This window comes from Nocardia sp. N2S4-5 (assembly GCF_044628355.1).
Lineage (GTDB): Bacteria > Actinomycetota > Actinomycetes > Mycobacteriales > Mycobacteriaceae > Nocardia > Nocardia wallacei_B.
In genome coordinates this window covers 7,120,293-7,134,357 of record NZ_JBIUPM010000001.1, presented here as the reverse complement: position 1 = coordinate 7,134,357, position 14,065 = coordinate 7,120,293, and the positions used below count along the sequence as shown (strand labels likewise).

Sequence of the window (14,065 nt, the reverse complement as noted above, 5' to 3'; positions counted from 1 at the left end):
TGCGTCCACACCTGTCGCGATACCCGCCCGCGTTGCGTACCAACAGGTTTGAAGTTCGAAAGGCTGTGACACCGCTCACCGATGCGGCGATCCGGCCGGTCCGCCGTTCGGACTGCGGGACCGGCGGCGGGTGCGTAGGATCGAACACCGTTGCCCGAAAGATGCTACAGGGCAATGATTTTGCGGTGACGTTCCCACCGCCGGACCCGCAACCGTCCGGCTTCAGCCAGTAAGGCTTCCCGATGTTGGAGTCTGTGTCGCACCCGATCGTCCTGAATCCCGACGGACTGGACATTCAAGGCGAGTCCGCCCGCATCCGCGCGCAGGGTCCCGTCACCGCGGTCGCGCTACACGACGGGGTGCGCGCCTGGTCCGTGACCGACCAGGCCATCCTCCGGGACCTGCTGCGCGACAAGCGCGTATCCAAGGACCCACGGCAGCACTGGCCCGCCTTCCAGGACGGCCGGATCACCCCGGCCTGGGGCCTGTTCACCTGGGTGGCGGTGACCAACATGTTCACCGCCTACGGCTCGGACCACACCCGCCTGCGCCGGCTGGTCCAGCCCGCGTTCACCCAGCGGCGCACCGACGCCATGCGCCCGCGCATCGAGGCGATCACCCAGGACCTGCTGGATCGGCTCGCGCAGACGCCTCCCGGCGAGGCGGTCGACCTGCGCGAGGAGTTCGCCTACCCGCTGCCCATCCGGGTCATCTCGGAGCTGATGGGGGTACCGGAGTCGCTGAATCCCGGCCTGCGCACCTGCGTCGACGGCATCTTCGACACCTCGCTGACCGCCGAGCAGGCCCAGGCCAATTTCGCCGAGATGCAGCGCATCCTGCGCGAACTGGTCGAATACCGCCGCGGCACCCCCGGCGACGACATGACCAGCGTGCTCATCGCGCACCGCAGCGAGGAGGACGGCTCGGCGCTGACCGAGCAGGAACTGGTCGACACGCTGCTGCTGGTGATCAGCGCCGGCCACGAGACCACTGTGAATTTGCTGGATCAGGCGATCTTCCTCTTGCTGACCCGGCCCGACCAGCTGGCGCAGCTGAATTCCGGTGCGGTCGACTGGAAGAACGATCTGGTCGAGGAGGTGCTGCGATACGAGGCGCCGGTCGCGCATCTGCCGCTGCGGTACGCCGTCGAGGACATTGATATCGAGACCGCCGACGGCATCGTCCACATCGGCCGCGGCGAACCGATCCTCGCGTCCTACGCCGCGGCCAATCGCGACCCGAAGGTGCACGGCGACACCGCCGACCAATTCGACGTGACGCGAATCAACAAGGCGCACATGGCCTTCGGATACGGCGCCCACCTCTGCCTGGGCGCGCCGCTGGCCCGGATGGAGGCCGAGGTGGCGCTGCCCGCGATATTCCGCCGCTTCCCCGGCATGCGCCTGGCGGCCGACCGGTCGGAACTGGGAACCGTGGCGAGTTTCATCTCCAACGGCCACAAACGACTGCCGGTGCTACTGACCTCCTGACCCTCGCATCACCTTTCGAACGGTCCGGTCGCCACGTTTCCGGCGGCGTCCGGACCGGCCGGTCATCGCCGCCGATTTCCGAATAGCCTGCGGGATGCTCCGAGGGTAGCTACGATGTAGGGCTGTTGCCCGAATTGTTCTCAGGGGCAACGAGTTTGACTCATCATGGGTTTTTCACCGCGAGTGCCGGACGCATCCCGGTCGTCGGCTGGGAGGGCGCCGATGCCCGTATTACGTCTTGTCTACCGTTTGGAGATCATCTGTGACCGGTTCTCGTCCACCAGGCGCCTTCATGGACTCGCCGCTGTTCATCGAGGGGCAGCGATTCTCGATGTACACACCCGAATTCGCCGCCGACCCCCATCCCGCCTACCGGGAGATGCGCCGCCAGCACGGTTCGCTGGTGCCCGTCATGCTCGCGCCCGGCGTGCCGGCCACCTTGGTGATCGGCTACCGCGCCGCGCTGGAGATCCTCAACGATCCGGCCCATTTCCCGGCCGATCCCCGGGCATGGCAACAGTCCGTCCCGGAGAACTGCCCGCTGCTGCCGATGCTCGAGTGGCGCCCGAACGCCCTGCGCACCGACGGGCGCGAGCACGACCGCTATCGGGAGGCCAATACCACCGCTATCGACAGCATCGACCTGAACACCATGCACACGGTGGTCGAGCGGATCGCAATCGGACTGATCAACACGTTCTGCGAAGAGGGTTACGCCGATCTGCTCGACCAGTACATCTACACGCTGGTCCGCAGCACGCTCGATCACATGCTGGGCTGCACCGCCGAAATCGGCGAACGGGTCGCCACCGGCAGCGCGATGATGTTCGATGCCCAGGGCGACGCCGAGGCCGGTAACCGGATGCTGCTCGAGGCCCTGCAGGAACATATCGCGTACAAGCGCGCACATCCCGGAAACGACATCACCAGCAGGCTGATCGGCCATCCCGCCGGGCTGGACGATGCGGAGATGGTGCATCAACTGGTCACGCTCTACGCGGCCGGTGTCGAGCCGGGTGTCCATCTGATCGCGAACACGCTGCGCATCATGCTGACCAACGACCGCCTCGGCGGGGATCTGGTGGGCGGCAGCCTGTCCACCCGCGACGCGCTCGACGAGGTGCTGTTCACCGATCCGCCGCTGGCGAACTACTGCGTCAGCTACCCGCGACAGCCGATTCTCATCAACGACGTCTGGCTGCCGGCGAACCAACCGGTCGTGATCAGCATGGCCGCCGTCGGCGCCGACCCGTCCGTCTCCGGTGGCGACCGCACCGGCAACCGGTCACACCTCGCGTGGAGCGCCGGCCCGCACGCCTGCCCCGCCCGCTCGGTGGCATACCTGATCGCGCAGGACGCGATCGACCAGCTGCTCGACGCCCTGCCCGACATCCGCCTCGCCGTGCCGGTCGAGGAGCTGACGTGGCGGCCGGGCCCGTTCCACCGCGCGCTGGTGTCGCTGCCGGTGGCGTTCCCGAAATCCGCACCCTTCAACCTGGTCTGAGGACACCGGCCGCCCGCGGCCCGCGCTTTTCCCACGGCCGCGACGGCGGTGGTCGGCGCGGGCCGCGCTCGGGTTCCGGCGTCCGGCCTACATGGCGGGCAGCGGTGGCGACGGCGAGAAGGTGACCGGCAGGTCCACCAGGGCGCGGTGGAACGGCCCGGGCCGCCACACCAAATCCTGTTCGGCCCTGGCCATCTGCATGTCCGGGATGGCGTCGAAGAGCTGATCGATACCGGGCTGCACGGTCAGCCGGGCCACGTCCTGCGCCGGGCAGCGGTGCGGGCCGGCGCTCCACGCGAGGTGCGAGCGATTGCCGATGCTGCTCTCGCCCAGCTCGGTACCGCGGATCTCCGGGTCGTTGTTGCAGGCGGCCAGGCTGATCACCACCGGCTTGTGCGCGGGCAGCCAGACCCCGTCGACCATGATCGGCTGCCGCGGGTAGGTGGTGCAGAAGTTCGCCATCGGCGGGTCGTTGAACAGCACCTCGTCGATCGCGTCCACGGTCGACAGGTTCCGCCCGAGCACGTTCTGGCTCTGGAACCGGTCGTCGGTCATCATCAGCCGCAGCGCGTTGGTGATCAGATTGCGCTGCGCCTCGAATCCCGCGCCGTAGAAGCTCATCAGCTGCGCGAAGACCTCGTCGTCGTTGAGGTCGTACTGCGGGTCGGCCAGCACGGAGGTGACGTCGTTGCCGCCGTATTCGCGCTTGAGCTGGATGAGTTCCATCAGCGCCCGCTTCAGCGTCTGCATGCCCTCGGGACGGCCCTCGAACCGCTCGGCCATGCCCTGGGCCACCCGGGTCCCGATGTCGGGCGGGCAGCCGACCATATCGTTGATCACGTCGAGCACGAGCGGAAACGCGTACTGCGTCACCAGATCCGCGTAACCGTTGCCACAGAAGTTGTTGATCAGCGGCCGGGCCAGCCGCTCGACCGTGGCGGGCACGACGTGCAGGTTGATGTTGTTGATGGCGGCGACCGAGGGCCGCCGGTACCGTTCGTGCGCGGGGCCGCTGTTGTATCGCGCGGCAGGCAGGTAGGCCATCATCGGGCGGACCGGCGAATCCGCGGGGATGGTGTCCTGCCAGGTGCGGGGGTCGGTGGGGAAATGCTCCGGATCGTTGAGGATCCGCACGGCGGTGGCGTATCCGATCACCAGGGTGGCCGGCACACCGGGCGCGAGCATGACCGGTACCAGGGAGCCGTACCGCTCACGCCAGTTGCGGTAGGCGCCGTGCGGGTCGTCGACGAACTCCTGGGTGTACATGGGTACCCCGTCGTCGATGTCACCGGAGGCCGCGTGCTGGACGGGGCACATTCCGGTCGCGGTGGTGTAGGAGGGGGGCTGTGGTGTGGTCAAAGACGTGACTCCAGACAAGCGAACTGAGGTAAGCGATCAGTGAGCGCGGGCACGTAAAACACGTAATACCGGCCGCGTGCCGCGAGCGAATACCGCGGCGCGCCGGGTCGCTGAGGGGTCGAAACTGCAGCCTCCATGACCCGTCGACCGGAAACCTGGCGACTCGCCCACGGGTAGCAACATAGCAACGATCGCCACCGCGTGCGGCAGCATCATCCCAGAGCTGGCCCGAACTCACCATCGACGCGCGGATGTAGCTGCGCACCAACCCAGCACACCGCGGCCCAGAACCCGCCGCGCCCTGGTCAGGTTGCTCGCAGCTCGGCCAGCGCGGCCATCACGCTCCGCAGAATGTGCGTTTCGCCCCATCCGTCGAATTCCGCGGCGCCGGACGCACATTCGAGATGCAGTCCGCCGGGAACCGTACCGACCGCCCGGCAAACGCGGAGAAACTCCGCGATCGCGGCGCTCACCTCGCCGACGCGAGAGCCGCTGTTGCCGTTGCGCGTTCGCCCGCTGGCCCGCATCGGATCGCCCATCCAGCACACCGGGGTCTCCCGCGCGGCGGCCGCCTCGAGCAACCCCGGCAACCAGTCGCCGATCGGTTCGGCGCCCAGCCGCGCCACCAGCGTGAGCCGGCCCGCGCGTTTGCCCGGATTCAGCTCCAGGCACAACCGCTCGACCTCGCGGGGCGTGGTCCGCGGCCCCACCGGCACGGCCACCGCGTTGCGCACCCGAGCGGCGAACCTGATGTGCGCCTGGGCATTTCGAGCGCGCTCGCCGATCCACACCAATTGCGTCGAACAATCCCACCAGTCGGGACCGTGACGGGTGAGCGCGGCCGCGTACCGCAGCGTGGGCGCCTCGTGCGAGATCCGCAGCCGCGTCATGGAACTGAACAGCTCACGCGCGGCCGTCGGCGCGGCCGCGGCCAGCGGCAGCAGCCCGGCGACCTCGCGGAACACATCGCGCGCCACCAGATCGGTGGACCGGTCGGCGGCATGGCGCAGCAGGTCTCCGCTCAGCCCGACCGGCGCGTGCCGGGTGTGCCAGTAGTTGACGGCGGCCGCGGCGTGAAAGTAGGTCTGCAGCAGCGGATCCGGCGTCTCCGCGACCGTGCCGAGGCTGCCGGTCAGGTGACTGACGGGCACGACCCGCACCTCCGCGCCCAGCCCGTGGGTGAGCACGGCGGTGGCGGCGTGGATGAGCGCGCGCCGGGCGGCGAGCGAACGGGTGTCACAGGCCAGTGGCGCGTCGTCGCTGTCGCCGAGGTGCAGCAAGAAGGCCCGGCCGCGGGTGGCCGCGGCCAGGTCGCCGAGCAGCGCCTCGCAATCGCTCGGGTCGACCAGCGGAGGCAGCGCCCGCAGCCGCTCGTCGCTGCCGGGCAGCGTCTCGTCCTGCGGGACCGCCGACTCCCACAGCGCCGTCGCCGGGTCGGCCGCGTCCGGTTCGGGGGTATCGGGTTCGTCGAACCAGGGCAGATCACCGTCGGCAGCGATCTCGGCGCAGTCCGGCGGAATCACGTCGGGGTTGAACGATTCCCGGATGTAGCACAGCGGCCGATCGCCGAGCACGATGATGTACGCCTTCGCGGCGCACAGGCGGCCGTCGGGCCACCGCGCCACGCCCGCGCGCAGCACCTGTCGCCGCTGCGGCACGCCGCGCGACACCAGGGTGTACCCGATCGGCATATGCACGTCGTCCACCCCGCACGCCGCGGCCGGACCGCTGACGGTGACGACGTGGTTGACCGACACGGTCACCATGTCGGGATCGATCAGGCACGAGCGGCGGACGATGACCCGGTCGGTATCCGACACCTGCAGGGCATCGGTGACCGCGGCCGGGATCCGCGCGGCCGCGACGTCGTCCTGTCGCAGCACCCGCACCTGGAGTTCGGTACGCAGGATCGCCTCCAGGACCGGCATCGTGAAGCCGTCACTGGCGAGCAGCATCCTGGTGAGTGGATGCGCGAATTGCGCGATTTCGCTTCTGGGGGACCGCGCCCCCGAATCGCCGGGCGACTGATCGCCGGGCGATTCGGGGACGGAGTGAATAATCGTCACGACAACATCCGTGTCCGAAGACCGCTACAGCGCCTCGGCGTCGCGCTTCGGTGGGATGAACGGCCGGACGACGCCCTCCATTTCCGCGGCGGTGCGCGGCCGGCTGGTGAGGCCCAGGACCGGTGCCGTCGTGATGCGCACATCACCCATCACGGTGTCCGCGCCCAGCGGGTCACGCCAGATGTTCCATACCGGGGACATGTCCAGATGCCCCATGTATTTGATGTTCACGCCCTCCTCGTTGACGTGCTCGGCCTCGGCGACGATGGTGTCGGTCTCGATACGCTTCTGCTCGCCCGCCGACTCGCTCACGTCGGTCAGCCCGGCCATGATCCGGGTGAACGATTCCTCCGGTGTGTCACCGGCTTTCACGTCGGTCAGCGTGCTGGCGTGCGAGAAGTACTCGTTGGCGCCGATGTACTGCTCGTACATGCGCGACACCAGTACCAGGAAGCGCTCGTAGGCGCGGCGATAGGTGTAATCGAAGAACGCCAAGGCCTCGGCCTCGGGCATCTCGCCGCGCAGCGCGGTGGCGATCGATGCCGCGGCGCACAGCCCGCCGTACGTCGCGAGGTGCACACCGGTCGACAACAACGGGTCCAGGAAGCACGCCGAGTCGCCGACGATGGCGTAACCCGGCCCGCAGAACCGGTCGGACACATAGGAATAGTCCTGCTCGGCGCGCACGTCGGTGACCTGCCGCGCGCCCTCGAGCATCACCGCCAGCTTCGGGTTCTTGCGGATGGAGTCGTGATAGAACGCCTCCCGCGAGCCGAGTTCGCGCACCCGCGCGCCGGCGACCGTGGTGGCGACCACGTAGCCGACGCTGTAGCGACCACCGGCCAGCGGGATGTGCCAGAACCAGCCGCCCTCGTCGGTCGAGACCACGTTGATCGCGCCCTCGGGGCTGTCGGGGTGCAGCTGTGCGCCCTCCCAGTAGGACCAGACGGCGATATTGCGAAAAGCGTTGTGCTGCTTGCGCATATCGAAGTACCGACGGGAGAGCAGACCGGCCCGGCCGGAGGCGTCGACGAGGAAGTCGAAGGTGGTGGTGCGGACCTCGTCGTCACCGGCGAGGGTCCATTCGACCGCGGTCGGACGGTCCTCGTCGAATACCACGTTCTGCACCGTGGCCCGCTCGATCACCTCGGCGCCCTGCTTGGCGGCGTTGCGCAGCAGGATGTTGTCGAATTCCGCGCGATCGACCTGCCACGACCAGGCCTCCGCGTCGACGAGCTTGGACCAGTCCAGCAACCAGGTGTCGTCCTTCCATTGGAAATATCCACCGCGCTTCACCTGGAATCCGTGGGCGGCAACCTCGTCGTACGCGCCGGACAGGCGCAACGTCGACAGGCAGGAAGCCAGCAGCGATTCCCCGATGTGGTACCTCGGAAATTGGTCCTTTTCCAGGAGTGTTACTCGAATGCCCGAGCGTGCGAGCAGGGCTGCGGTGGTCGACCCGGCAGGGCCTCCACCTACTACTAGGACGTGCGGATTGTTCCCCATAGCAAACTCCCTGGAAACTGCCGACAACAAGAATGCGCGCGTCCGCACCGGCGACCGGACCCGCTCCGGGCTCCAGGCTGGCCAGCAACCCGAAACAAGCATTGCCGCTGGATAACTAGAAGACGTGGCGCAATAGTTATTGTAGGAAACGATCATTGAAAGCTCAAGTGCAAGAACATTTCTCGGCGATCACCAGCACCACTCGGAAGGGTGCTGAAAGGTAGCGGGTACCCACAGAGGGCGCGGCCTGCCGCGCTGTCGCCCACGGCATGTCGGATATTGATGCCGAAGGAATCGGGAAACCCGGAAGGTGTCTACCGAGCCGTACGCTTCGCCGGGAACGTCACCGGAGGGACGGAAGGCCTGGCCGGAAGCGGCAACGATCATCTCGTCTCGTCATCACCCGCTCTTCCTCGTAAAGAATTGGTTTGGCGGCCTTGATCCAGGGTAAAGCCATCGACGACCGCACGGGGGCGTTGCGGGCAAATCGGTCGAAACCCTGTGTTCGCACTATTGCGAATCCAGAGGACAGGCTCCGCCCCCGGGCGATTCGTCGATACTTCGGTGTCGGTCTGTCTACCCGCGTGGACCAGCGGCGACGGCGACCGTCGTGGCGGCGGCCTGTTCCGCCTCGGCCACCGAGCAGCGGCCGAGGCCACAGGCGGTCGCGACGCCGTAGGCCGCGCGGCCCGCCGCCGCCTCGAACAGGTCACGGGCGCGGGCGCTTTCGTCGCCCGGTTCCGACGACGCCACTCCGGCGATCACCCGCCAGCCCGGATCGAGTCGGCGCAGTGGCGCATAGAACTCCGGGTCGAGCGGTGCCGGCTCGGCGCCGAACGCGCAGGGCACGTGCGCCGGCGGTAGCGGGAGCCCGGCCTGGTGGAGCCGTCGCGCGGTGTGGTTGAGGAGTGTGACCGCCGGGGCGAGATCGCGGGGCGACAGCAGGCTCTTGTGCCCATAGTCGCCGTAGCAGAGATGGACGATCCGGTCCGCCCCGATCGCCGCCATCCGCTCGAGAAATCCGGCGAGCTGCCCGGCGACGAGGGGCGCCACCGCCCACTGGGACCGCAACTGCTGGGCTTTGACCATGCTGAGCAACGCGAAAGGCGACTCCACCTGCCAGACGACGCTGTCGCCGTAGCGCTGCTGGACCTCGGACATCTCGCCCAGCACCGCCTCGGTGAACACCGGCAGATGCCGTAACGCGGCGACCACGACACCGCTGTGCCGCAGCGCCTTTCCGACCGGCAGCCCGGCCGAGACGGCCGCACCGGCGAAGACGAACATCGCCAGATCCAGCGGATTCGGTTGGCTGATCTGCACTTTCACCCCGGCCAGCTCCGGGCGCTCGCCCTGCAGCGCCTGCCACGCCGAGACGACGTCGCCGATCCGCTCGACCCGCTCCATGGCCACGTGCTCGGGCTCCAGCCGACGGCCCTGTCGCACGCCGTAGCTGGGGAAAGTGCTGTAGTCGGTGTAGTCACCGGCAGCGACGATCTCGAAGACATCGTGCTTGCCGCGGGTCTGCAGGTATTCGAGAATCCAGTCGGGGTCCAGATCGCAGGGCAGGCCCGTCACCGGGGTGCCCGCGGTGTGGTCGGCGAACCATCGCAGAACGGCTCTGTCCCCCGTCATCAACTCCCCCGGAAGAGACCCGACAAAGTGTGCGTACCTGGCCTGATGCGGCTCTTCTGTGCTGTTCATGCGGGGCCCTGCCATCCGTAGCTCGAGCCGGGCACCGGCCCGGCCACGTCGTTCGTCAGCCTTTCCAGGGTACCCGGGCATACCGCCCCGCTACTCCCGTTCGTGAGAGACGAACGCATCGCAGCAGCTCGGGAGGGTTCTGGACGGCCTCCCAATAGCATTAGCGGGCAACAGCTTTCACGACGCCCCGCGAACCGGGCGAGAACATCGTCCGAACGCGCCCGGCCCGGCCGCCGCATCCGGCAACCCCCCTCGGCGCCTCCGGCAAACGGTTCCGCGGCGGCGCGCGGCCGCCGCGGAACCCCGGCCCCGGAGTGTCAGCCCGCCGCCAGCGGGGTGAGGCAGCTGGCCGGTGGGTCGACGAAGATGCACAGCGACGGGGCGTGCGAGGGGCGGTACCCGGCGGGGACGCCGCCCGCGGCGACGATCTGCGAATAGGCGCCCACGGCGTCGGTCGGGCGGCGGGTGAGGGCGGGATCGGTGCGCACGTCGACCGTGTAGAGGCCGAAACGTGGTGTGTAGCTGCCCCATTCGTAGTTGTCGGTGAGGCTCCAGTAGTTGTAGCCGATGACGTTCATGCCGTCGGCCTTGGCGCGCTGGAGCCAGTACACGGTGTCGCGCAGATGATCACTGCGGGTATAGCCGTCGGCGCGGGGCAGGCCGTTCTCGGTGGGCATGCCGTTCTCCACGATGTAGAGCGGCTTGCCCGGAAAGCGCTTCGAATAGTGTTGCAGCGCATAGTAAATACCCTCCGTGCGCAGCGGCATCTCCCAGATGCGCGGCCCCGGCAGGGTCGGGATGGCCGAACCGCTGGCCCGGGAGATGGCGCCGAGCAGCGACTGCGCCGGATCGAAGCCGAAATAGTAGTCCACGCCCACGAAGTCGAGCCGGGCCCCGACCCGGTCGGCGAACGCGCCGTTGACCTGATCCTCGGAACCGGCGACATATCCGACGTTGGCGGTCACCTGCGCGCCGGGCTGCACCTGGTGGATGTAGTCGTAGATGTCGTTGTGCGCCTGCACGATTCGATCCTGCATGCTCCCCGCGTCGGCGGCGCCGCCGCGGATCTCGTGCTGAATGTAGGCAGCGGGTTCGTTCACGGTGACCCACAACGGATTTCGCGAGGCGTACCGGTCGACGACCGCGCGCATATTGGCCAGCCAGTCGCCGACCATGCCCGCGCCGCGCCAGCCGCCGCGGTCCACCGCCCAGCCGGGGTACACCCAGTGGTCCAGGGTGATCATCGGCCGCATCCCGGCCGCCACGATGTTCGCGACGACGTCGTCGTAGAAACGGAAGGCGTTCTCGTCCCAGACCCCGGGCTCGGGCTGCAACCGCGCCCATTCGATTCCCACCCGGAACACCCGCACACCCATGTCGGCGGCCAGGCGAATATCCGAGGCGTACCGCTCGGTGAAATCGACCGAGTCCTGTAGTGGCTCGAAGCTCGTGTTCTTGGCGATGTAGCGCGTCCAATTACTGTCCGGCGCACGGCCTTCGGACTGGAATCCGGAACTCGCCACCCCCCAGAGGAATTCCGAGTCGAGTGGTGCCAGGGCGGCCGACCGCAACGGCGGGGCGGCCAGGGACTGCGTACCGAGCAGCAGAGTCGACGCGACGACGACGAACGCGGCCAGGACACATCGTTGAAACCGAGATCGCATCGACTCAGCGTAACGGGCGCCGAGGGGTCGACGCCGGAGATCGCGGCTAGTCGATACAGCCGCAAAGACTTCCGCGATTGACCGCCGCCCGACCGGGTAGCCGAAACAACGACACGCCTCAGCGAGGAAAGGAGTCCCTGGTGGTAGACGAAATCAGGGCGGCGCCGGCCCGGGAGCGCCCGGTGGGCGAGCTGGTCGGCGACGCCTCCGAGCAATTGTCCCGCCTGGTCCGCGACGAGATGCGGCTCGCGGTCGCCGAACTGCAGCAGAAGGGCAAACGGACCGGGATCGGGGCGGGCCTGTTCGGCGTGGCGGCCGTGCTGGCGTTCTACGGCGGTGCGGCGCTGGTGGCCTGCGTCGTGCTGGCGCTGGCCACGGCGCTCGCCGGGTGGCTGTCGGCGCTGCTCGTCGGCGCGGTGCTCCTGCTGATCGCGGGAGTGGCAGCGCTGATCGGGAGCAAGCAGGTACGCGCCGCGACCCCGCCGGTACCGCAGGAGGCGGTGAGCGGCGTGCAGACCGATATCGAGACCGTGAAGGAGGGACTGCGCCGATGACCGGATCACACCGTGACACCGACGCCGAGGCGGCGGCGCCGACCGAACCGGACGCCATCAGACGCGATATCGAGCGGACGCGCGCAGAACTCGGCGAGACGGTCGACGCGCTGGCGCACAAGGCCGATGTCCCCGCCCGCGCCAAGGAGAAAATTCACGACGCCTCCACCACCGCGCAGGCGAAGGCGAGCGAGTTGTCCGCGCGGGCCGAGGACGCCGCCGGCCGGGCGATCGCCACGACGGAGGCGCGCGCGGACCAGGCGGGCGCGGCAGTCCGCCGTCGTCCGCTCCCCGCCGCCGCGGCCGCCGCAGCCGCCGCGGTCCTGGTGACGTGGCGGCTTGTGCGCCGCCGCAACCGCAAGGATCGGCGGTCGTGATGAAACTGCTCTACAAACCGCTGGGCATGCTCGTCGGCGTCTTGGGCGGATTGGCCGCGTCCGCCGTGTTCGCACACACCTGGAAGCTGCTGACCGGTGAGGACGACGCGCCCGCCGCCACCGACCGCGACCGTACCTGGGGCGAGATCGTGGCCGCCGCCGCCCTGCAGGGCGCGGTGTTCGCCACCGTCCGAGCCGTCATCGACCGCGGCGGCGCCACCGGTTTCCGAAAGGTCACCGGTACCTGGCCCGGCGCCGACTGAGCGGCACGGCAGGCGGCGTCACCGCAGCGCGCTCAGGGCCGCGGGTCGTGGCGCGTCGGTGCCGTGGTGGGCGCGGGATCAGCTTGTCTTTCAGGTGATTTCGATGGTGCGGCGGCGTCGGTCGACTCCGGAGCGAACGCCTTGGGAGACGGCGGAGGGGCGTGGGTCTTCTCCGACCACGGCGTCCGTGGGGTATCGCGAGATTCCTGCGCACGATTCCCCGTTCGGCCGCCCGTCGGGCGGCGCGGCTTCCGAGCGGTTTGCCGCCCGCCCGCCTTCGGCCGTTCCCAGGGTGTCGAGGACTGAGACCTGTTCGCCGCGGCCTGCGCACCCCCGTGACCACCGGACTGCGCCGCGCCCGGTGGGGAAGAATCGTGGCCCGCTACCGGCCGCCGATCACTCCTCGGCACGACATCCGCCGACTCCGGCAACGGATCCTGCTGTGCAGGTGTAAATGAAACTTGTTGCGCGGCTATGCTTTTTGAAGCATACGGTACTTCCGTCGAAGGCATTCGCGCCGCAACCCCGCCGTCCGTAGCGACCTCGCCGTCCGTAGCTACTTCCCCACGTCGCGAGCCCGAGCCGTCGACCGAGGGCTTCCCATCGGCAGCAGCGCCACCCGGCCGCTCACCACCCTCCGGTCCACCGGCCGGTTCGTGCGCCCCCGGCCGAGCCGTCCGCTCGGCGGCACTGCTGTGGTCCGAATCCCTCTCGCCCGCAGTGCCTTTCGGGTCGACCGGCGAAGGTACGCCACGATCCACCGCCTCGGTCGGCGCACCGCCGGGCCCGGAAGACGCCGCCCACTCCGACCCGGCCGAACCCCCGAAATTCAGCGCCGCGACATTGTCCGCGAACCGCACGGCATGCCGGAGAATGTCGTCGGCATACTCGTCCATCAGGTCCGCGTACCGCATCACCTCGTCGGGTTCGATGTGCAGGGGCGCACTCGACGACGGCGGTACCCCGAGCGCCTTCTCCGCCGCCTCGTAGATCACCCCGTTCACCATCCGCCCCACGAGGTCCTCGAGCGGCTCGATCGCCTTTCCGATCACCTCGGCCGCCACATACGCGATCAGCATCTGCTCCATCGCGGTGAGCAGCCGGCTCGCGGCCGCCCGCACCGCCGTGGTCAGCGCCGCCGACACCCCCATCGTGGCCGCCGACGCCGCGAGCAACGACAGGTACCCGGCGGCCAGCCCCGCCAACTCCGCCAGCACCGCGGCCTTGACCACGGCGATCACCTCGGCGGCGACCTCCAACGCCCGCGCGACCACCGCACACGCCCGGTCCAGCCCCGCCATGTGGTCGGCGCTCATCCGCGCCCACGACGCCGCCAACTGCTCATACGAGTAGCCGGAATACACCGCGCCCATGTCGCGCACGGCACCGGTCGCCGCCTCGTGCGTCTGCGCGACGTTCGCCGCGAACGACCGCACCTGCCGGGCCAGCTCGCGCACCTGGTCCTCATCGATATCCGGGTACGGCACGCCCAGCAGGTTCAGGAACGTCGCCACTTCGTGGGGTATCTCGATACTCACCCCGTGCCCCCCGAACTCACCTCGGAGACAAGGGATTTGG

General features: G+C 68.8%; 11 protein-coding genes. 5 read left to right on the top strand and 6 right to left on the bottom strand.

From position 1 onward, the window contains the following. Positions 1 to 242 precede the first annotated feature (242 nt). Positions 243 to 1,490 (top strand): cytochrome P450, encoded by a 1,248-nt coding sequence (locus ACFMRZ_RS33060; protein ID WP_400182136.1) that lies wholly within the window; start codon positions 243 to 245, stop codon positions 1,488 to 1,490. A gap of 292 nt (positions 1,491 to 1,782) precedes the next feature. Beyond that, positions 1,783 to 2,994 carry a cytochrome P450 gene (locus ACFMRZ_RS33055; protein WP_400182135.1) on the top strand — a complete coding sequence of 404 codons (1,212 nt, stop codon included), beginning with the start codon at positions 1,783 to 1,785 and terminating at the stop codon, positions 2,992 to 2,994. 87 nt (positions 2,995 to 3,081) lie between these two features. Here ACFMRZ_RS33055 and ACFMRZ_RS33050 read toward each other — a convergent pair whose 3' ends face one another. The 5 genes from ACFMRZ_RS33050 to ACFMRZ_RS33030 all read right to left on the bottom strand — a co-directional run bounded on the left by ACFMRZ_RS33050 (position 3,082) and on the right by ACFMRZ_RS33030 (position 11,293). Then, entirely contained in the window at positions 3,082 to 4,353 is a 1,272-nt protein-coding gene (locus ACFMRZ_RS33050; protein WP_342213861.1) for a cytochrome P450, read from the bottom strand. A gap of 305 nt (positions 4,354 to 4,658) precedes the next feature. After that, complete coding sequence (locus ACFMRZ_RS33045) at positions 4,659 to 6,419, bottom strand: 3-deoxy-7-phosphoheptulonate synthase (protein ID WP_400182134.1); 1,761 nt, start codon at positions 6,417 to 6,419, stop codon at positions 4,659 to 4,661. A 24-nt stretch (positions 6,420 to 6,443) separates the two neighbouring features. Continuing rightward, on the bottom strand, positions 6,444 to 7,925 hold the full coding sequence (locus tag ACFMRZ_RS33040) for an NAD(P)/FAD-dependent oxidoreductase (RefSeq protein ID WP_280369076.1): 1,482 nt from the start codon (positions 7,923 to 7,925) through the stop codon (positions 6,444 to 6,446). 576 nt (positions 7,926 to 8,501) lie between these two features. Next, positions 8,502 to 9,560 carry a hypothetical protein gene (locus ACFMRZ_RS33035; protein WP_400182133.1) on the bottom strand — a complete coding sequence of 353 codons (1,059 nt, stop codon included), beginning with the start codon at positions 9,558 to 9,560 and terminating at the stop codon, positions 8,502 to 8,504. 386 nt (positions 9,561 to 9,946) lie between these two features. Then, positions 9,947 to 11,293 (bottom strand): family 1 glycosylhydrolase, encoded by a 1,347-nt coding sequence (locus tag ACFMRZ_RS33030; protein WP_400182132.1) that lies wholly within the window; start codon positions 11,291 to 11,293, stop codon positions 9,947 to 9,949. Between the two features lie 140 nt (positions 11,294 to 11,433). Between ACFMRZ_RS33030 and ACFMRZ_RS33025 the strand changes: the two genes are divergently transcribed. Genes ACFMRZ_RS33025 through ACFMRZ_RS33015 form a run of 3 tightly spaced genes read left to right on the top strand, consistent with a single transcriptional unit; the run spans position 11,434 to position 12,487 of the window. Then, entirely contained in the window at positions 11,434 to 11,847 is a 414-nt protein-coding gene (locus tag ACFMRZ_RS33025) for a phage holin family protein (protein ID WP_280274549.1), read from the top strand. Further along, on the top strand, positions 11,844 to 12,224 hold the full coding sequence (locus ACFMRZ_RS33020) for a DUF3618 domain-containing protein (protein WP_400182131.1): 381 nt from the start codon (positions 11,844 to 11,846) through the stop codon (positions 12,222 to 12,224). Before ACFMRZ_RS33025 ends, ACFMRZ_RS33020 begins: the two co-directional genes overlap by 4 nt. Further along, the gene (locus tag ACFMRZ_RS33015; protein ID WP_400182130.1) at positions 12,224 to 12,487 is read left to right on the top strand and encodes a DUF4235 domain-containing protein; all 264 of its coding nucleotides are present in this window, start codon (positions 12,224 to 12,226) and stop codon (positions 12,485 to 12,487) included. Before ACFMRZ_RS33020 ends, ACFMRZ_RS33015 begins: the two co-directional genes overlap by 1 nt. A 32-nt stretch (positions 12,488 to 12,519) precedes the next feature. Here ACFMRZ_RS33015 and ACFMRZ_RS33010 read toward each other — a convergent pair whose 3' ends face one another. Then, on the bottom strand, positions 12,520 to 14,025 hold the full coding sequence (locus ACFMRZ_RS33010; protein ID WP_400182129.1) for a hypothetical protein: 1,506 nt from the start codon (positions 14,023 to 14,025) through the stop codon (positions 12,520 to 12,522). Positions 14,026 to 14,065: the final 40 nt, after the last annotated feature.

Bases quoted from the DNA above. Each gene is read 5' to 3' on its own strand.
- ACFMRZ_RS33040 (WP_280369076.1), bottom strand. From the start codon at position 7,925: ATGGGGAACAATCCGCACGTCCTAGTAGTAGGTGGAGGCCCTGCCGGG.
- ACFMRZ_RS33035 (WP_400182133.1), bottom strand. From the start codon at position 9,560: ATGACGGGGGACAGAGCCGTTCTGCGATGGTTCGCCGACCACACCGCG.
- ACFMRZ_RS33030 (WP_400182132.1), bottom strand. From the start codon at position 11,293: ATGCGATCTCGGTTTCAACGATGTGTCCTGGCCGCGTTCGTCGTCGTC.
- ACFMRZ_RS33060 (WP_400182136.1), top strand. From the start codon at position 243: ATGTTGGAGTCTGTGTCGCACCCGATCGTCCTGAATCCCGACGGACTG.
- ACFMRZ_RS33055 (WP_400182135.1), top strand. From the start codon at position 1,783: ATGGACTCGCCGCTGTTCATCGAGGGGCAGCGATTCTCGATGTACACA.
- ACFMRZ_RS33015 (WP_400182130.1), top strand. From the start codon at position 12,224: ATGAAACTGCTCTACAAACCGCTGGGCATGCTCGTCGGCGTCTTGGGC.
- ACFMRZ_RS33020 (WP_400182131.1), top strand. From the start codon at position 11,844: ATGACCGGATCACACCGTGACACCGACGCCGAGGCGGCGGCGCCGACC.